This window comes from Mesorhizobium sp. WSM4810 (assembly GCF_055811235.1).
In genome coordinates this window covers 60,674-79,349 of sequence record NZ_JBVVQV010000017.1, presented here as the reverse complement: position 1 = coordinate 79,349, position 18,676 = coordinate 60,674, and the positions used below count along the sequence as shown (strand labels likewise).

The 18,676-nt window shown below is 62.7% G+C and carries 17 protein-coding genes and 1 pseudogene; 6 read left to right on the top strand and 12 right to left on the bottom strand.

Annotated features, from left to right (window positions below; all coding sequences use genetic code 11):
• The first annotated feature begins 54 nt into the window (after window positions 1-54).
• Genes AC0L3O_RS22945 through AC0L3O_RS22935 form a run of 3 tightly spaced genes read left to right on the top strand, consistent with a single transcriptional unit; the run spans window position 55 to window position 5,068 of the window.
• A complete protein-coding gene (locus tag AC0L3O_RS22945) occupies window positions 55-456 on the top strand; it encodes a FixH family protein (protein ID WP_473616685.1) in 402 nt (133 codons plus the stop codon).
• The gene (locus tag AC0L3O_RS22940) at window positions 453-1,904 is read left to right on the top strand and encodes an efflux RND transporter periplasmic adaptor subunit (protein WP_473616683.1); all 1,452 of its coding nucleotides are present in this window, start codon (window positions 453-455) and stop codon (window positions 1,902-1,904) included. The genes AC0L3O_RS22945 and AC0L3O_RS22940 overlap by 4 nt, the downstream gene beginning before the upstream one ends.
• Window positions 1,901-5,068 (top strand): efflux RND transporter permease subunit, encoded by a 3,168-nt coding sequence (locus AC0L3O_RS22935; RefSeq protein ID WP_473616682.1) that lies wholly within the window; start codon window positions 1,901-1,903, stop codon window positions 5,066-5,068. The genes AC0L3O_RS22940 and AC0L3O_RS22935 overlap by 4 nt, the downstream gene beginning before the upstream one ends.
• A 180-nt stretch (window positions 5,069-5,248) precedes the next feature.
• Here AC0L3O_RS22935 and AC0L3O_RS22930 read toward each other — a convergent pair whose 3' ends face one another.
• The 3 genes from AC0L3O_RS22930 to AC0L3O_RS22920 form a co-directional block, all read right to left on the bottom strand.
• Window positions 5,249-5,581, bottom strand: coding sequence for a four-helix bundle copper-binding protein (locus AC0L3O_RS22930; RefSeq protein ID WP_473616681.1), 333 nt, complete (start codon window positions 5,579-5,581; stop codon window positions 5,249-5,251).
• Window positions 5,582-5,633: 52 nt separating this feature from the next.
• A complete protein-coding gene (gene copM / locus AC0L3O_RS22925) occupies window positions 5,634-6,086 on the bottom strand; it encodes a CopM family metallochaperone (protein WP_473616680.1) in 453 nt (150 codons plus the stop codon).
• A 517-nt stretch (window positions 6,087-6,603) separates the two neighbouring features.
• The gene (locus AC0L3O_RS22920) at window positions 6,604-7,131 is read right to left on the bottom strand and encodes a hypothetical protein (protein WP_473616678.1); all 528 of its coding nucleotides are present in this window, start codon (window positions 7,129-7,131) and stop codon (window positions 6,604-6,606) included.
• 305 nt (window positions 7,132-7,436) lie between these two features.
• Here AC0L3O_RS22920 and AC0L3O_RS22915 point away from each other — a divergent pair, with 305 nt between their 5' ends.
• Window positions 7,437-8,018: a TetR/AcrR family transcriptional regulator gene (locus AC0L3O_RS22915; protein ID WP_473616677.1), complete on the top strand. Its 582-nt coding sequence runs from the start codon at window positions 7,437-7,439 to the stop codon at window positions 8,016-8,018.
• A 63-nt stretch (window positions 8,019-8,081) separates the two neighbouring features.
• On the opposite strand, the gene AC0L3O_RS22910 is transcribed toward AC0L3O_RS22915, so the two are convergent.
• The 5 genes from AC0L3O_RS22910 to AC0L3O_RS22890 are packed head-to-tail and all read right to left on the bottom strand — an operon-like array spanning window position 8,082 to window position 13,423.
• Window positions 8,082-8,825, bottom strand: coding sequence for an amino acid ABC transporter ATP-binding protein (locus AC0L3O_RS22910; protein ID WP_473616722.1), 744 nt, complete (start codon window positions 8,823-8,825; stop codon window positions 8,082-8,084).
• A 49-nt stretch (window positions 8,826-8,874) separates the two neighbouring features.
• Window positions 8,875-9,963 (bottom strand): amino acid ABC transporter permease, encoded by a 1,089-nt coding sequence (locus AC0L3O_RS22905; protein ID WP_473616676.1) that lies wholly within the window; start codon window positions 9,961-9,963, stop codon window positions 8,875-8,877.
• Between the two features lie 2 nt (window positions 9,964-9,965).
• Window positions 9,966-11,081 carry an amino acid ABC transporter permease gene (locus AC0L3O_RS22900; protein ID WP_473616674.1) on the bottom strand — a complete coding sequence of 372 codons (1,116 nt, stop codon included), beginning with the start codon at window positions 11,079-11,081 and terminating at the stop codon, window positions 9,966-9,968.
• A gap of 60 nt (window positions 11,082-11,141) precedes the next feature.
• Window positions 11,142-12,176 (bottom strand): transporter substrate-binding domain-containing protein, encoded by a 1,035-nt coding sequence (locus tag AC0L3O_RS22895; protein WP_292531293.1) that lies wholly within the window; start codon window positions 12,174-12,176, stop codon window positions 11,142-11,144.
• Window positions 12,177-12,178: 2 nt separating this feature from the next.
• The gene (locus AC0L3O_RS22890) at window positions 12,179-13,423 is read right to left on the bottom strand and encodes a trans-sulfuration enzyme family protein (RefSeq protein ID WP_473616673.1); all 1,245 of its coding nucleotides are present in this window, start codon (window positions 13,421-13,423) and stop codon (window positions 12,179-12,181) included.
• A gap of 78 nt (window positions 13,424-13,501) precedes the next feature.
• On the opposite strand from AC0L3O_RS22890, the gene AC0L3O_RS22885 reads away from it, so the two are divergent.
• Complete coding sequence (locus AC0L3O_RS22885; RefSeq protein WP_473616672.1) at window positions 13,502-14,413, top strand: LysR family transcriptional regulator; 912 nt, start codon at window positions 13,502-13,504, stop codon at window positions 14,411-14,413.
• 44 nt (window positions 14,414-14,457) lie between these two features.
• Here the strand turns inward: AC0L3O_RS22885 and AC0L3O_RS22880 are convergent, their stop codons facing one another.
• Window positions 14,458-14,988 carry a Crp/Fnr family transcriptional regulator gene (locus tag AC0L3O_RS22880; RefSeq protein WP_473616670.1) on the bottom strand — a complete coding sequence of 177 codons (531 nt, stop codon included), beginning with the start codon at window positions 14,986-14,988 and terminating at the stop codon, window positions 14,458-14,460.
• Between the two features lie 70 nt (window positions 14,989-15,058).
• Here AC0L3O_RS22880 and AC0L3O_RS22875 point away from each other — a divergent pair, with 70 nt between their 5' ends.
• On the top strand, window positions 15,059-15,634 hold the full coding sequence (locus tag AC0L3O_RS22875) for a Spy/CpxP family protein refolding chaperone (RefSeq protein WP_473616669.1): 576 nt from the start codon (window positions 15,059-15,061) through the stop codon (window positions 15,632-15,634).
• A 13-nt stretch (window positions 15,635-15,647) separates the two neighbouring features.
• Here the strand turns inward: AC0L3O_RS22875 and AC0L3O_RS22870 are convergent, their stop codons facing one another.
• From AC0L3O_RS22870 to AC0L3O_RS22860, 3 genes and pseudogenes are all read right to left on the bottom strand, one after another.
• Window positions 15,648-15,995 (bottom strand): c-type cytochrome, encoded by a 348-nt coding sequence (locus AC0L3O_RS22870; protein WP_473616668.1) that lies wholly within the window; start codon window positions 15,993-15,995, stop codon window positions 15,648-15,650.
• A gap of 258 nt (window positions 15,996-16,253) precedes the next feature.
• Window positions 16,254-17,770 (bottom strand): annotated as a pseudogene (locus AC0L3O_RS22865) (ATP-binding protein).
• Window positions 17,767-18,486 (bottom strand): response regulator, encoded by a 720-nt coding sequence (locus AC0L3O_RS22860; RefSeq protein ID WP_023798507.1) that lies wholly within the window; start codon window positions 18,484-18,486, stop codon window positions 17,767-17,769. Before AC0L3O_RS22860 ends, AC0L3O_RS22865 begins: the two are co-directional and overlap by 4 nt.
• Between the last annotated feature and the right edge of the window lie 190 nt (window positions 18,487-18,676).

The following is an 18,676-nucleotide window of genomic DNA, read 5'->3' as shown; positions in this document are numbered from 1 at the left end:
TGTAATGCCCCGCTGTGCGCAAGCGCGGAACACTGTCAGTCGGAAACTTTGACCATGAAATCGAAATTTTTCACACGCGCCGCGATGCTGGCGCTCGCGTCCTTCATCGTAGCTTCCCAAGCGGCCAAAGCAGCGCAAGAGGACTACGAATTCCAGCTCGTTGAGAACGAGATCAAGGAAGGGGGCGGCGCCATCGTCGCCGTCAAGCTCCTCGACAAGAGGACAGGCGCCCCGGTGAACAACGCCGTCGTGTTCGCCACCAGAATGGACATGGCTCCGGACGGAATGGAGGCGATGACTGCGCCCATCGAGGCGCTGCCATCAGAGGAGCCCGGCATCTATCGCTTCAAGACCAACCTCATGATGGCTGGAGGCTGGCGCTTCTCCATCGCGGCGAAGATCCAGGGCGAGACCGAAACGGTCGAGCGCCGCCTGGAATTCAAGGCCGTCCAATGAAAAGGTTCGGCTCATTGCTGGCCCTTACCGTATTGACGGCCGGGGCGGGCGCGGGCGGATACTGGGCCGGGCAGCACGATCTGTCCGTCTCGGACGTCGTGCAAATGATCGAGACGAATATCGGGGGCCTGCTTAGGGCGGAACCAATTCCGATGGTGGCCGGCCCGGCTCCCTCTGGTCCCGTCATTTACTACCGCCATCCCGACGGAGATCCCGCCTATTCGTCGACGCCGAAGCGCACCGAGGACGACCGGGATTTCGTCGCGGTCCTGGCGAGCGAAGACGTGAACTTCGAGGTTCGCCCGGTGACGAAAGCAGGCGGCGGCGAAGCGGCGGCGGCGAGCGGCCGGAAGATCCTGTACTACCGCAATCCCATGGGCCTGCCGGACACCTCGCCCAGGCCGAAGAAGGACTCCATGGGGATGGACTACATCCCCGTATACGAAGGCGAAGCGGATGACGACGCGACGGTCAAGGTTTCGGCAGGAACGCTGCAACGCACAGGCGTGAAGACAGCGCTGGCCACGAGAGGCGCGATCAAACGTCCGGTCCGGGTTCCCGGAACGGTCACGCTGGACGAGCGCCGCGTCAGCGTCGTTTCGACTCGCACTGAGGCTTTCCTTGAGGAAGTGGCTGATGTGACGACTGGAACGGCCATTGAAAAAGGCCAGCCGCTGGTGCGGTTCTACGCCAAGGAGATCGCCGCAGCAGGCGCGCTTTATGCCGCCGACCTAAAGGGCAGGTCAGGCCGCAACGCCGCCGAAGGCAGCTTGCAGCGTCTGGAAAACCTCGGCGTTCCTGCGGAAGCGATTGCTGAGATCGAGGAGACCAAGAAGGTGCCGATCTCGGTTACGCTGATGGCGCCCCGCAGCGGGGTTGTCCTGGAGCGCATGGCCGTCGACGGCATGATGGCGGAGGCGGGCCAGACCCTGTTCCGGATCGCCGATGTTTCGACCCTCTGGGTAATGGCCGATGTGCCGGAATACGAGTTGAGTTCGGTTCGTATCGGGGACAAGGCGACCGTCCGCATCCGCAGCCTTCCGGGCAAGGTGTTCGAAGGCAAGGTCGGTCTGATCTACCCTGAAATCCAGGGGCAGACCCGGACCGCGAGGATTCGCATCGAACTCCCCAATCCCGAGGGGCTGCTGCTTGCCAACATGTATACCGATGTGGAGATCGCGACGGGCGGCACTGATCCTGTTGTGGCCGTGCCCGACAGCGCCGTCATCGACACGGGGGACCGCCAGGTTGTGATCGTCGACAAGGGCGAAGGCAGCTTTGAGCCGCGCGACGTGAAGATCGGCATGCGAGGCGGCGGTATGGCCGAGATCATGCAGGGCCTTGCCGAAGGCGAAAAGGTCGTCGTCTCAGCTAACTTCCTGATCGATGCCGAAAGCAACCTAAAGGCCGCGCTCAGCGCGCTGACGCCTGCGGAGGCGCAGCCATGATCGCAAAGCTCATTGCATGGTCGGCCCGAAATCTGATCCTCGTATTCTTCGCGACCGCACTTGCCGCTGCCGCGGGGGTCTATGCGGTCAAGACCTTGCCGCTGGATGCCATACCGGACCTCTCCGACGTCCAGGTCATCGTCTTCACCGATTATCCGGGCCAGGCCCCGCAGGTCGTCGAGGACCAGGTTACCTATCCGCTGACGACCTCTATGTTGACCGTGCCACGGTCGAAGGTGGTGCGCGGTTTCTCCTTCTTCGGCGTATCCTTCGTCTACGTGATCTTCGAGGACGGCGCCGATCCCTATTGGGCGCGGAGCCGGGTGCTCGAATATCTGAACGCGGCCGCCAGCCGTCTGCCCGACGGCGTCTCCCCGGCGCTCGGACCGGACGCGACAGGTGTCGGCTGGGTTTATCAGTACGCGGTCGTTGCCAAGGAATTATCCCTCGCGGAACTCCGGTCCCTGCAGGACTGGGTCGTGCGCTTCGCAGTCTCGAAGGCGGAAGGCGTCTCCGAGGTCGCAAGCGTCGGCGGTTTCGTCAAGCAGTACTCGATCGTGGTCGATCCGTCGCGGATGCGCGCCCAGGGCGTGACGCTTTCGGAGATCGGCGAAGCGGTTCGCACCAGCAACATGGACACGGGCGGCCGCACGGTCGAAATTTCCGAATTCGAGTTCATGGTGCGGGGTCGCGGCTATCTGAAGAGTATGTCCGACATCGAAAGCATCGCGTTGAAGTCGGTCAGCGGCGTGCCGCTCAGGCTTGGCGACGTCGCCAAGGTCGAGATTGTGCCTGACGAGCGTCGCGGCATCGCCGAACTGAACGGCGAGGGCGAGGTCGCGAGCGGCATCGTGCTGCAGCGGGTCGGCGCGAACGCGCTGACCGTCATCGAGAACGCCAAGGAGAGTCTCGCTGAGATCGAAAGGAGCCTGCCTGAAGGTACCGAGATCGTGCCCGTCTACGATCGTTCAAAGCTCATCGAGGCTGCGATCGAGACTCTGAAGTCGACGCTGGTGGAGGAGAGCATCGTGGTGGCCCTCGTCACCATCGTGTTCCTGCTTCATGTGAGGAGCGCATTGGTCGCCATCATCATGCTGCCCGTCGGAATCCTGATGGCCTTTGCCGCTATGAAGCTGCTTGGCCTCGGCTCCAACATCATGAGCCTTGGTGGCATTGCGATCGCCATCGGCGCGATGATCGACGCGGCGATCGTCATGATCGAGAACGCCCACAAGCACCTGGAACGGGCGCCTCCCGGCAAGCCCCGCATCGAGGTTTTGATCAAGGCTGCAGCCGAGGTTGGGCCAGCGCTGTTCTTCAGCCTGCTCATCATCACGGTCTCGTTCCTGCCGATATTCACGCTTGAAAGCCAGGAAGGCCGTCTGTTCGGTCCTCTCGCCTTCACCAAGACCTTCGCCATGGCGGCGGCGGCGCTGCTCTCCGTGACACTGGTGCCCGCCCTGATGGTGATGCTCGTGCGCGGCCGCATCGTGCCGGAGCACAGAAACCCGCTCAACAGGCTGCTCATCGGGCTCTATCGGCCGATCATCGCCGGCGTGCTGAGGGCAAAGACGTTCACGATCCTGCTCGCGATTGCCGCCCTTGCCGTCACCGTTTGGCCCGCGCGCCAGCTCGGCAACGAGTTCATGCCGAATCTCGACGAAGGGACGCTGATGTACATGCCGACGACCTTGCCGGGGCTATCGGTCACCAAGGCCGCCGAACTGATGCAGATGCAGGACCGGATCATAAAGTCGTTCCCGGAAGTGGAGTCTGTCTTCGGTAAGGCGGGCCGGGCGCAGACCGCGACCGACCCCGCGCCGACCGAGATGTTCGAAACGATCATCAACCTGAAACCGAAATCAGAATGGCGGGCAGGCGTTACGTCTGAGAGCCTGAAGACCGAGATGGACGCCGCGCTGCAGTTCCCGGGCGTTACGAACGCCTGGACGATGCCGATCCGCGCTCGCATCGACATGCTGTCGACGGGCATACGCACGCCCGTGGGGGTCAAGGTCTACGGTACCGATCTTGCTCAAATGGAAAATGTCGCACGCCAGATTGAGGCGGTACTGAGGGCCGTGCCCGGCACGTCCAGCGCCTATGCCGAGCGGGTGATCGGAGGTTACTATCTCGACATCGTGCCCGATCGGACCGCATTGGGCCGCTACGGCCTGTCTATCGGCGACGTGCAGGATGTGATCTCCATGGCGCTCGGCGCAAAGGCGATCACGTCCACGGTCGAGGGCCGCGAACGCTATGGTGTCGCCATCCGCTATCCACGCGCGCTGAGAAGCGATCCCGGCGCGATCGCCCGCGACGTGCAGATCGCATTGCCTGGCGGCGGCTTCGTACCTCTCGGAGAAGTGGCCAAGGTCGAACTCACGCGCGGCGCGACCTCGATTCGCACCGAAAACGGACAACTTGCCGTCTACATCTTCGTCGACATCGCCGGCCGTGATCTCGGCGGCTATGTCGGCGAGGCGCAACAGGCTGTCGCCGCCGAAGTGAAGCTGCCGCCCGGTTATTCGGTCGCCTGGAGCGGGCAGTTCGAATATCTCGAACGTGCCCAGGCGCGGCTGAAGATCGTCGTGCCGCTAACGCTCGCGCTGATCTTCCTGCTGCTCTACCTCAACTTCCGGGCGCTGACGGAGACGCTGATCGTCATGCTGTCGCTGCCCTTTGCGATCGTCGGCGGCATCTGGATGATGTGGTGGCTGGGCTTCAACATGTCGGTCGCGGTGGCGGTGGGCTTCATTGCGCTCGCGGGTGTGGCCGCCGAAACCGGGGTCATCATGCTGATCTATCTCGACAACGCGTGGAGCGAAGCGAGAGCCAGGTGTGCGGCCGAGAAGCGGAGTTTGACAAAAACTGATCTTAACGAGGCTATCATGTTCGGCGCCGTGGAGCGCGTACGTCCGAAGATGATGACCGTCATCGCCATCATGGCGGGCTTGCTGCCCATCCTGTGGAGCACGGGCACCGGATCGGAGGTCATGCAGCGGATAGCCGTGCCCATGATCGGCGGCATGATTTCTTCGACGATCCTGACGCTCGTCGTGATTCCCGCCGTCTACGGCATCGTCAAGGGGTGGCGGTTGCCAAGCCGGAGTGCGGTCGAGGAGTCAAAAGCCGACGCTCGTCTGAAATTGGCCGCGGAATAAGAGCGAAAAATGATGGATCAGATGATGTCGGGCGGCATGTGGGGAATGGGCGCGGCAGGCTTCATCCTTCTCGCCCTGGTCGTTCTGGTGATCGCTGCCTTGGTGAAGTTCGTGTTCTTCAGATGACAATCGCAGCACCGAGGGCGCGCGGTCTGAACCGGGCGCCCTCGAACGAGTCTTCTAGGCCGCCATTTTCCGGCAGCTCTCTGCGCAGCGACGGCAAACCTCGACGCATTCTTGCATATCGCCGATGCGCTCGCAGTCATCCGCACATTCGTTGCAGATCTCGGCGCACTCGCCACAGGTATGCTTGTGGTGCTCGGAACCGATGAGCATGAAATGCGCCGATGTCCGGCAGATCTCGGCGCACGCCATCATCAACGTGAAGTGCCGCTTTTCGGTGTGTTGGCCGCCCAGTTCCAGGCAGTAGCCCATCGCGGTCGAAAGGCACACGGAATAACAGCGCAGGCATTCATCGATGCAGTTCTTCATTTCGGGGCTAAGGTGATGCATGGAGGGTATCCTTTGTTCGAGTCGAGGAGCGCCCTACGGCGCCTTCTGACGATCACTTCGCGTTGGTCTCAAGCCACCGCTTGAACTCGCCGATTTCCTTGGTCTGGGCGTCGACGATCGTCTGAGCCATCTTCTTGGCTTCGTCATTGTCGCCGTATTTCAGCTCGACTTCGGCCATGTCGATCGCGCCCTGGTGATGCGCGATCATCCCGCAAGCGAAGGCGACATCAGGGTCTTTGGCCGTCATGCCTTGCATCATGGCAGGATGCATCTTCATCATAGCCGCCATGTTGGCCTTCTGCGCTTCATCCATGCCCGACATATCAACGCCGGCCACTCCTGGCATGGTGTGTTCCGCTGTCGCGCCTTCAGCCTGACCGCATTGCTCCGGCAAGGGCGTCGGAGCCACATCCATAGGCTGGTCGGAGGATTGCTGAGGGAACGCCGCCGAGGCGAAACCGGAGAGCAGCAATGCCGTGGCGATCGTGAGTTGGGTATTGACCATGATTCAGCTCCTGAACGCTTGAACTAAGACGCGCGGCGCCAAAGTCTCGCCTCGACGCCCGGCTCGTGGCATGAATTCGTCTACTGTTTTGGAGGTCGGTCCAATCGGTCAGGGATCCGCGAGCTAGGCAGACCGGCTGTCTCGATGCGGAAAGGAGATTTCAGTGCCGGACTTGGCAGAGTCGCCGCGATAGCCGCGACGCCGGCAAAGCAGTGGAGCGCCGAACAGCAATGCGCGACGCGATGGCTGGCATCCGCGCAAGGGTCAGCGGCACCCGTCTCGCTTGCCTGCGGCGTGGTCTGCGGCATTTGCACGCGCTGGAAGATTGATGATCGTGGTCCAGCGCGTTGGCGAGTTGCGCTCCGGACAGAAGCAAACCTGCAGCAAAGCAGATGAAAAAACCTGCCTTCACCCGCCGAAGAATCCGCAATAGTGCAACGCATGGCATGCTGCGTAACGGAAGCGCGGAAACTTTGTTCCGATGCGGCGGGCGCCGGTGTAGACGGAGCGGCCGCTTCTAACGCTGCGGAGCCCTCGACCCCTCATGCTGCTTGAGCCACCCGTACGGAGTCAGGCCCCGCGGCTTGTATAGCGACAGCGCCACGGGTACGAGCAACACCAGCAGCCCTCCCGCGGCGTGGATCACAGGCGATATCCGCAGCTCCCGGAGATCAGCGATGGAAAACGTCGTCTCTGCCGCGACATCTGCCAGATAGCCAATCAGCTCCAGTTGAAGCAGCAGGACGACGGTGACGACGAGATTCAGCAGAAGCTTCGCCAGGACCCAGTAGTGCCGGAACAGGCCCCAATTGGTGCCCAGCGACTGGACAAGCCCGGTGACCAATGAGGCGAGAACCAACGGGACGATGACGTACCAGGCGGTCAACTCCATCGCGAGATAGGCGGCGCGCACCATCTGCAGATCCTTGCTGGCCAAGCCGGCGACGGCGAGAGCCAAGAAGCCCGCGACCGCGCCGAGCGTGCCGACCGAGGACGTGATATGCGCGGTGAGCGCGAACTTTCGAAGGCCGGTTGTCATGGTCATGGCTGTTGCATGCCAGGCTCTGTAACGCTGGAGGACGGCAGGTGCCGACCGGGGCCGTGGGGCCCGCCGACGCCCGTGAAGACCACAGCGATAATCAGCAGGACCAGGACGATCGCGATGATCCCCGAAACTTTCACCCAGCGGGGTGCGCCGGGATACGGAGGTGGGTCGGCCATGGGGGTCTCCTGCGTCGTGCGAGGTGGTCGCGTTTTCATGACACGAAGATTTTATCGACACAGTATGTCTCCATCAAGTCTTCATGTCTCGTACCTCGACACGGCTGCTACGTCACGTATATTGGGACGGTGCCGAAGTTATGGAACGAAACAATCGATGCGCACCGCCGCGCGGTGCGCGACGCGACCCTGGACACCACCGCGGCGCTGGTGGCCAAGCACGGGCTGCTGTCGGTTACGATGGCGAAAATCGCCGAGGAGACCGGAATAGGTCGCGCGACGCTTTACAAGTACTTCCCGGACGTCGAATCAATCCTCATCGCCTGGCATGAACGTCAGGTGGCCAGTCACCTTGAACATCTCACTGCAATTCGGGACCAGGCTGGCGACGCCGGTGAGCGGCTTGAGGCGGTACTTGAGGCCTACGCGTTCATTTCACACGAGCACCATGGCACCGAACTCGCAGCACGCCTCCATCGAGGCGAACACATTGTCAAGGCGCAGCATCATCTCCATCAGCTCATCCGCGATCTGCTGGCCGAGGGTGCAGCGACGGGCGATCTCCGGGACGACGTCGCGCCTGACGAGCTTGCGACCTATTGCCTCCACGCCCTCATGGCAGCCAGCAGCCTGCCATCCAAGGCCGCGGTCCGCCGGCTCGTCGCGATCACTCTGGCCGGGTTGCGGCCTCTACGCGCCAGCCACAGGTGAGCGTGGGGGTCGTCATCACATTGCCCCACGCCACGCGCTCCATGCTGATTGCGTAGGGGTTAGCTAATGCAGGATCTGGGCCAGAAATAGCTTGCTGCGCTCGTGGTGCGGGCTCGAGAAGAACTCGGCCGGTGTGTTGATCTCGACGATTTCACCCTGGTCCATGAAGACGACACGGTCGGCCACCTGTCGGGCGAAGCCAATCTCGTGGCTAACACACAGCATGGTCATGCCCTCTTCGGCCAGCGAAATCATGGTGTCGAGCACTTCCTTGACCATTTCCGGGTCGAGCGCCGAAGTGGGCTCGTCGAACAGCATGATCTTCGGGCTCATGCAAAGCGAGCGCGCGATAGCCACCCGCTGCTGCTGGCCGCCTGAAAGCTGCCCGGGATATTTGTGCGCCTGATCCGGGATCTTCACGCGATCGAGATAGTGCATGGCGACCTGCTCGGCTTCCTTGCGCCGCACCTTGCGCACCCAGATCGGCGCCAGCGTCAGGTTTTCCAAAATGGTGAGGTGCGGGAACAGATTGAAATGCTGGAACACCATGCCGACGTCGCGACGGATTTCATCGATCTTCTTCAGGTCGCCGGTCAGTTCAATACCGTCGACGACGATGCGGCCCTGCTGGTGCTCTTCCAGTCTGTTGATGCAGCGGATCATGGTCGATTTGCCTGAACCAGACGGTCCGCAGATCACCAGTTTTTCACCGCGTTGGATGGTGAGATCGATATTTTTCAATACGTGGAAGGCCCCGTACCACTTGTTCACGCCGACCATCTCGACGGCGGCGGGATCGTTTGTCATGGGCAGGGATGGAACGTGCCGGATGGCAGAATTCAACATTGCAGCATTCCTAGTGAGCGGCCGGGCCCCGCCGCTCCAGGAAATCGGCGAAGCGGGCGAAGGAGAAGGACAGCGCAAAGAAGATCGCGCCAATGAAGAGAAAGGTCTCGGCGGCCGGCGACGGCCATTCGGGGTCGGCCAATGCAGCCTTGCCTGAACTGATCAGGTCGAACAGCCCGATGACCAGGACAAGGCTCGTATTCTTGATCATAACGATGATGGTGTTGGCGAGCGCAGGGATCACGACCCGAATGGCTTGCGGCAGGATGACGAGACGTTGTGTGCGCCAAAAGGGCAGGCCGAGCGACGCTGCTGCCTCATACTGCCCGTTCGGGATGGCCTGCAGGCCGCCGCGGATCACTTCGGCGAGATAGGCAGCCGCGAAGATGGTGAGCGCGACAAGCGCGCGCACGAATTTGTCGGGCAGCAGCGCCTCGGGCAGGAACAGCGGCATCATGATGGACGCCACGAACAGGATGGACAGCAATGGCAGCCCACGCACGGATTCGATCAGCACCACCGCGCCGACCCGGACGGCCGGCAGCGTCGAGCGCCTTGCCAGCGCGAGCAGGATGCCGACCGGAAAGGCGATGCCGATGGCGACGACGGTCAAGATCAGCGTCACCGGCAGGCCACCCCAGGATGAAGTCGGCACTTCGGCCAGTCCGAAGCCTCCCCCCATCAGCCAGAAGATCAAAGCGAACGCTGCCACCCAGAGCGCCAGCAGTCGTGACGTCCAGCTCGCCGGACGCACCGACCAGCCGAGCAGCGCCAGAATGAGCAGGCAAACAATGGCTGGGCGCCAGCGTTCGTCGAACGGATAGATGCCGAACAGAAGTTGGCCGGATTTGGCATAAATGAAGCTCCAGCAGGCGCCAGTGGCTGCTCGGCAGGCATTCGGGTCGGGGTCGACGAGCACCGCATCGATCACCAGCCAGCGCAGCATGGGCGGCACGGTGACGACCAGCAGCGCGCCGAACAGCAGCGTGAGCGCGGCGTTGAGCGGTGTGCCGAACAACAGCTTGGCGAGGCGCCGCAGGCCGGTGAACCGGAAATGGTCAGGCCGTGCCTCGGAGGACATGGGAAGAGACATGGCCATGGTCACCGCTCCACGATGGCGATGCGGCGGTTGTACCAGTTGGCCGCGCTCGACAGGGTAAGATTGAGGGCGAGATAGGCGCCAAGGATGATGAAGACGCCTTCGATCGAGTGGCTGGACTTGCTGATGATGGTGTTCATCACCGCGAGGAAGTCCGGGTAGCCGACGGCGATCGCCAGCGTCGAATTCTTGACGACATTGATGTACTGGCTGTTGAGCGGCGGGACGATCACCCGCAACATCTGCGGGATGACGACCAGCCGCAGGATCTTGCCGCGTGACAGGCCGAGCGAATGGCCGGCGTCCCACTGGCCACGACCGACCGACAAAACACCGCCGCGTACGATCTCGGCCACGAAGCCCGTGGTGTAGATCGTGAGGCCGACGAGGATGGTGCTGAGCTCGGGCGTCAGTTCACTGCCGCCCCGGAAGTTCGAACCCGTGAAGACCGGGAAATCGACGGCGAAGCGCATATCGGCGAGCCACAATCCCACGACGCCGGCAGCCAGGATCGCCGGCACAACCAAGGGCGGCAAGCGACCACTCCGGGCGAGACCGTAGCTGAGCGCGGCGAGCGTCAGGGCGAACAGGATGATCAGTGCGCCTGTCATACCGAGGTCGATGCTGATGGCCGGCACGACGAAGCCGCGCATGGATGCGTAAACACCGGGCAGCGGATTCAGCGCTTCGCCGACCGGCGGCAGCACCTTCCACCACAACGAATAGAGGAAAATCAAAAGGACGATCGGTGGTGAGTTGCGGGCTATTTCAACCCAGACCCGGCAGGTGCCCGCTGCCAGGGGATTGCTGCTCAGCCGTGTGATGCCGACGACGAGGCCAAGGAGGGAAGAGAAGAAGATGACAAGAGCGGAAATGAAGACCGTGTTGGCTAGTCCGACAACGATCGCCCAATAGTGAGGATCGCGTGATTTATAGGTAAGGATGGCCTCGGAAATGATGATCCTGGACGGCATCGTCAGGAAATCGAAGCCAATGGGGATACCGCGCGCCCTTAGATTGGCGAAGGTGGTGGAGACCAGCAGCGCAGCGAAAGCGATAACGGCCGTCACCAACACGCCTTGAATGATGATCGATCTCGTCTTGGCTTCGCTTAGCATACCGGCCTCGGTTCATCAGTTGAAGGGAAGGGCGCGCGCTCGGCACGCCCCGACCAAGGCTCAATCCCATGGGAAGGGATAGTTGAGACCGCCGTCTTTCCACAGCGCGTTCATGCCGCGTTCGACCTTGAGCTTGCTGTCCTTGCCCAGGTTCCGGTCCCAGATTTCGGCGTAGTTGCCCATCTGCTTGATGACGTTGTAGGCCCATTTGTCGTCCAGCCCGAGCGGCGCGCCAAAGCCGGGCTCTTCGCCAAGCACCCGTTTGATCTCCGGATTGCCCGCAGCGAGCTTTTCATCGACGTTCTGCGCGGTGATGCCGTTGGCTTCGGCCCAGAACAGGGCGTTCATTGTCCAGCGCACCACGTCGAAGAGCTGGTCGTCGCCGCGCGCGACAGCCACGCCATTGGGTTCGGCGGCGTGGCCGACCTTGAGGATGTCGTAGTCGTCCGGATTCTTGGCCACCGAGGCACGCTGGCCTGCCGCAGCCGTGCCGTCGGTTACGTAGGAGTCGCAACGACCACCGAAGAAGGCGTCACGCGCCTGAATGGTCGAGTCGTAGTAGACCTTCTTCATGGAAATCCCGAATTCCTCCTCGGTCTCCTCAATGGCCTTTTCGGTCAGGGAGCCGCCGCCCTGCAGGCAGACGGTCTTGCCGTCGAGCAGTTTCGGCTCAGTGATGTTGTCGGCCTTGCGCACCAGCACACCGTCCGTGTCGTAGAGGTTGATCCAGACAAATCGGACAACCGTGTCCCGTGTAAACGTGATGGTGGATGTGCGCGACAGAATGTCGATCTCGCCCGTCTGCAGTGCCGGGAAACGTTGGCCGGCATTGAGGGGCACATAGCGGATCTTGTCCTTGTCGCCGAGGATAGCGACCGCGAACGCGCGGCAGATGTCGGAATCGAAGCCGCGATAATAGCCTTTCTCGTCCGGGCGCGAGAGACCTGGCACGCCTTGGCTGGCGCCGCAGCTCACATAACCGCGCTCCTTGATCTTGTTGACGACGGCCTGCGCCGACACCTCGCCGACGCCGGCGGCCAGACCCACTAGTCCGATCGCGATACCGGTGATCCATTTCAAACTTCTGGTTTTCATCGTTATTCCCCTTGTTTTATTGAGTTTGGCGTCACTCGGCAGGCCTTGGCATCGGCCAAGGCAACTCCGTTCTGCAGGGCTTCGGCAAAAAGGTCGAAGGCTTGGGAAAGATCGGCCAGCAGGTCGTCGGGTGCCTCGAGGCCGATCGATAGGCGCCAGACCGGACCACGCTTCAGCCAATCGGGGGCGGGCCGGTCTCTTCGCGGATCGCTGACCGCGATCAACGAATGCACACCGCCCCAGCTCGCACCCAGCCTGAACAGACGCATGCGACCGAAGACTTTGGATTGGAGCGAGGCCAGTTCCGGCCGTAGCACGAAGGAGAACACACCCGCCGAACCGGCGAAGTCGCGTTTCCAGACAGCGTGGCCGGGATGGTCCGGCAGGCTCGGGTGAAGGAGCTGGGCGATTTCGGTCCGTCCCGACAGCCACTCCATGATGCTGCGGGCCGTGGCGTCGGCGTGTCGCATGCGCACCGGCATGGTCATCAAGCCGCGCTCGCATAGCGCGCAGTCCTCTGGCGAAACGCCGTAGCCGAGAAATCGCGCCGTATCCTTGAGGCGCCGGAACAGCGCCTCATCACGCACGGCGAGCGAACCCATTAGCAGATCGCCATGGCCGCCGGCATGTTTGGAAAGCGCCTGCATAGAGATGTCGACGTTGTGGTCGAGCGGCTTGAACAGCAGGTGCGAAGCCCAGGTATTGTCCGCCGCCACCAATGCGCCTGCCCTGTGAGCTACCGCCACGATGGCCGGCACGTTCTGCACCTCCAAGGTGGTCGAGCCCGGCGATTCCACCCACACCAGCCGTGTCGTGTCGTCAAGCAGCGCAGCTATTCCAGCGTCGAGCCGGGGATCATAGGGAACGGCGTGGATGCCGAGCGGCCCCAGAAAACGGGCCATCATGTCGCGCGCCGGACTGTAAAGTGTTTCAGGCATCAGCACCCGGTCGCCGCCGCGGCAAGTGGCCATGGTCGCCAACACGATGGCGGCCATGCCGGACGGGACGACAAGCGCGCGCGTCGCGTGCTCCAGCATGGCGATATGATCCTCCAACTGACGGCTGGTCGGCGTGCCGTAGAGCCCGTAGCTGAAGCCGTCATACAGACGCTCGACGCGACGTTCGAAGGATTCCAGATCGTCGAAGACGACGGTCGACGCACGCTCGACAGGCATCGCCAGCGACCGGAACGGCTCTTGCGTACGCTTGGGAGGATGGACATGGCAGGTGTCGTCGCGCTGGGTCATAGGCAACCATAGCCATCTCGCCCATTGCTATCTATGACCGCAACGATAAAGTTAATCCGTTTTTGATATGGCTTATCCATGAACCTGCACGACGTCGATGTCTTCAACGCAATCATGATCACGCGCGGCGCTGGCGCTGCCGCAGCGCTGCTCGACACCTCGCAGCCAGCGATCAGCCGCTCGCTCGCGAAGTTGGAGGCCGAACTCGGCTTCAAGTTGTTCGACCGCATCCGCGGCAGGCTGGTAGCCACGCGCGAGGGCGAACTTTTCCATGCAGAAGTGAAGGCTAATCTGGTCGGTCTCGACCGGCTGAAGCTGCGCGCGGCCCAGATCAAGGAAGTGGGCACGGGGACGATCCGTGTCGCCAGCTTGTCGGCACTGGGGCACGGGCTGGTGCCGCGCGCCATCGTGGCCTTTTCGCGCAAGCATCCGCAGGTGCGCATCAGTTATCAGGTGCGCACCTCCAATGTGGTGCGCGATCTGGTGGCGTCAGGCAGTTTCGACATCGGGCTCGCCGCTGACGAGGTGGACACGAGCGGTGTGCTCCACAGCGTCTTCAACACGCCGCGCGCGGTTTGCGTGATGCCGAAGAACCATCGGCTGGCGGAGAAAGCGGTGATCACGCCAACCGATCTCGCCGACGAGGCGTTCCTGGCATTGTCACCGGAGGACACGGTGCGGGTTGCGATGGACAAGGTCTTCGCCGCGCATGGCGTGCGCCCGCGCATCCTGATCGAGACCCCCTACGGCCTAACGATCGCCATTCTTACTGCAAAAGGCATGGGAATCGGCCTGGTTAATCCGTCCGTTATCGCCGACCGCATGATCGCTGGCATTATCGCGACGCCCTTCGAGCCGGCAGTCCATTTCCGAGCGCTGATCCTGCGACCGCCAGACGGCATCAACTCGGCTCTGATTACCGATTTCACGGCGGAACTCTATGCCGCGCGCAATATGCTATCACCTGACGGAAATGTGAGCGCCTCGTGATCTTTTCTTGGCGGCATATGGGGATGCATCATTCCGGCGGCACATTATCGCCGACGGGCAAGCTCCCGATAAAACGCCTCCGGCGTAACGGCGATTTCCGACGCAACATGATGCCAGCGTCCCTTGGGCGGCAAGACGCCGCCGTTGCATCCCATCCAGGCACTAACTCTCGCCGCGACGGATTTCAGGGATAATACCTCGGCCCGCGTCCGCGTCCGGTGGACTTCGCCTGCCAAGTGTCGCAGCAGTGCGGAGGCCAGTGCGCGATCGCTTTCGAGCACCGCCATGGCTCTGGTGATCGGCACGGCGCGCACCATCGATGCCTCGGCCGCCAAGGCATCGCAATGGTATCGATCCGCAAACAGCGAAGCCTCGGCCAGGATCGAAGCGGAGCCGGCACGCTGCAATGTCAGTTGGAACCCGTCGGGAAGTGCCCGAACAAGGCGCAGTTCTCCCGCGGTGACCAGGAAGAGCGACAGCACCGGATCGTCCATACGAAACAGGACGCTGCCGGCAGGGAGAGATTGCTCGCGTTCCGCGAGTTCCAGGAATCGCTCGAAGAGGAGTTCCGACATGATCACAATCATGTTTCAGTTCCCGCGGCCGTGTCAAACGTCGCATACATGAAACGCTAGAGATCATTCGATGAACCGCATCCCCATTGCCGTGCTGTCTCTTATGCTGACTTTTCTTGCCGCCCCTCACGGACTGGCGCAGCAGCATGGCAGCATCAACCATCACAAGGCGGCTGAAGGAAAGGATCCAGCCACCTCGTCTTATTCCGGGATGGAGAAACGCCGCGTGAAAGCGCTCTCGGGCGAGCAGATGGCTGATCTTTTGGCGGGGCGAGGGATGGGTCTGGCGCTGGCGGCCGAACTCAACTCCTATCCGGGTCCGTCACATGTCCTCGATCTCCGTGATGCGCTTGATCTCAGCGACGAACAGGCCTCGCGGACCAAGGCCCTGCTGGATCGGATGAAAGCAGAAACCATCCCGCTCGGAAGACAAATCATCGAGAACGAGACCGAACTGGACCGCTTGTTTTCCGAACGAAAAATAACATCGGCGCGCCTCACAGAAATGACAAAAACCATCGCCGACGTACAAGGCGCACTACGGGCAGCGCACCTGCGCTATCATCTCGACATGGCCGAGTTGCTTACCCCTGAGCAGATCCGCCGGTATTCACAGCTTCGCGGATACTCTGGGCAGGTCGATTGAACATCAGCGGACACTATTGCGCGACCGCGCCTTCGAGATAGCCGATGATCGCGGCGCGCTGGGCGGCATTGGGAACGCCCACTGTCATCGACGAGCCCGGAACCATCTGGCGTGGCGCCGCGAGGAAGGTATCAAAGGTACCGCCTTCCCAGACGATGCCCGACTCCCGCAGCGCGGCCGAATAGCGGGCGCCCTCGACACTGCCGGCCTTGCGGCCAATGACGCCCGACAGATGCGGACCGGTTCTGTTCTGGCCTGGCTCCAAGCTGTGGCAAGTCCCGCAGCGCTGCCGGAACAGCCGCTCGCCCTCGGCCTGCTGCGCGAAAGCGGCGCCCGGCAACAGCAGGCCGGCGGCAGCCAAGAGCGCAGCCAGGGACGTACGCGCTCGCGTGACAGACGTGCGCAGGGATGCGGTCGCAACTCCGGCGGAAATTACGTGGTTGCGTGTCGTGGCTTGTGAATGGTTCATCCGATGACCTTTGCGGAACGTTCCGGGAGGGCTTCGCTGGTGGCCGGAGGCTTCCGGCAGGACCAGCCGCTCACCAGCAAGAGCGGCTGGGTCGAGGAGGCGCGGGGAGGATGCAGGTCGTGACTTATCCTTCGCTGCGACAGCGATGATCTAATTATGGCGCGGTAGCGCGGGAGTTCCGATCGCGGGACGGTTTCGGGATCGCAGTCCGGTCGGAGGGCTGGTCTCAGGCGCCGGCGCCGGGGCAAGCTGCCTGGCCATGTCGATGAGCGGCAGCCTGATGACCGCGCGAAGGCCGTTGCTCCGGTTTTCCAGCACGATGTCGCCGCCGTGGTGGCGGGCGATGGCGCGGGCAATTGACAGGCCGAGCCCGACGCCGCCGGTCTCCCGGTTGCGCGACTGCTCCAGACGGAAGAAGGGCGCGAACACCTGTTCCATGTCGGCTTGCGGAATGCCGGGCCCGGCGTCCTCGACCACGATGTCCAGGCTGTCGGTGCGCCTGACCAGGCTCACCTTGGCCTGCTCGCCATAGCGGACGGCATTTTCGACGAGGTTGCGGATCGCCCGGCGCAGCGAGTCCGGCCGGCAGCGGTACAGCACCTTTGGCCCGTCACTGACGGTGACGTTTTGGCCCAGCTCCTCGAGGTCGTCGCAGAGGCTGCCGACCAGCGCCGAAAGATCGACGGTTCGCGTCTCCTCCACCGCGGCGTCCTCGCGCGCGAAGGCGAGCGCCGCTTCCGTCATCGTCTGGATTTCCTCGATGGTCTTCAGCATCTTTTCCTGAAGATCGTGATCCTGGACGAACTCGGCGCGCAGCCGGAGCGAGGTCAGCGGCGTGCGCAGGTCGTGGCTGATCGCCGCCAGCATGCGCGTGCGGTCCTCGACGAAGCGCTGCAGGCGCTCCTGCATGCGGTTGAACGCCTCGGCGGTCTGGCGGATGTCGTCCGGCCCTGATTCCGGCAGCCGCGGCACGGCCTCGCCGCGGCCGAACAGTTCCGCGGCATTGGCGAGCCGTCGCAGCGGACGCGCGATTGCCTGCGCCCCGAAAATCGCTATGGCGGACAGGATGAGCGCGGTGAGCGCCAGTGATATCGCCGATTGCGCGGTCCAGAAGGCGCTCGGCATCACCTTGGCGTAGGCGGCATTCAGCCAGGTGCTGTCGTCAAGGCGGACGGAAAGCCCCATGCCGTTTGGGGCGCCGTCCAGATAAAGAAACTTGGCCGGTCGCGTGAACGGGCTGCCACTGCCGGACAGGTCCAGCATGCGCGGCGGCACCGAAGGGTCGGCGGCAGCGACCGCGTTCGAGGCCTGCCCGTTCATATAGGCTGCATATTTGGCGGCAATGCCGGGCAGCGGCTTGGCGAGTTGCGTCAGCGCCTCCTGTTGCCAGGCGAGGGGATTGCTCGGCCCGTCGTGCGATGTCCAGAAGCGCGTATAGGCCGTGCCGCTGACGGTGAGGATGTCGGGTCGAAGCGAGGGCGGCGTCGTGTCCAGCAAAATGGCAAGCGAGGACGTGCGGCTGACGAACTCGCCCTTGGCCGCTGCGTGCAGGGCTTGTCCGCGCTCGTCCCATGAGATCAGGAAGGTGATCGCCTGCGAAGGGCGAGCGCAAGCAGCACCAGCATGAGGAAGCGGGCCGCCAGGCTGCGTCTCCATAACAGCATCATGCCTGGGCCACCTCGGCGGTGAAGCAGTAGCCGCCGCCCCAGTGCGTCTTGATCAGCATCGGATTCTTCGGGTCCGCCTCGATCTTCTTGCGCAGCCGGCTCACCTGGTTGTCGACGGCCCGGTCGAAACCGTCGGCCGAGCGCCCGACGGTGAGGTCGAGCAACTGATCCCGGCTGAGCACGATCCCGACATGCTCGATAAAAGCGGTGAGAAGGCGGAATTCGGCCGTGCTGAGCGCGACCGCCACGCCGTCGAGCCCGACCAGTTCGCGGCGGCCGACATTCAGGGTCCAGCGGTCGAAGCGCAGCGCGTTCGACTTGAGCCGACCACGCTGCGGCGGCAGGCTGTGAACGCGCCTGAGCACCGCCTTGATCCGCGCCAGCAATTCCCGCGGATTGAACGGCTTCGTCAGGTAGTCGTCTGCCCCGATCTCGAGGCCAACGATCCGGTCGACCTCCTCGGCCATGGCGGTAAGGAAGATGATCGGAACGTCGACCGTTCCGCGCACGTGCCGGCAGGCGGCAATGCCGTCCTCGCCAGGCATCATGACGTCGAGGACGATAAGATCGGGCAGGCTGCGGTCGAGCAGCCGCTTGAGCGCGGCCGTGCTGTCGGCGACGCTGACGCGATAACCCTGCTGCGTGAGGTATTTCCCCACGAGATCGCGGATGTCCCTGTGGTCGTCGACGACCGCGATGTGCTGCGCCACTTCCATGCAATGCTCCCAAGGTCGCCGCTGAATAGTCGGTCAGTATCGACGATATCTAGTTTGCGTCTACACGGATGATCACCTTCCGCGCCATGGCGGGAATCTCGCCCGACATCAACAAAGCGTGAGAAGTGTAACGAAATGTATCAGAGCACTGCGCCCGCGACAACTTGCGATGAACTGCCGGTGTTCGGGA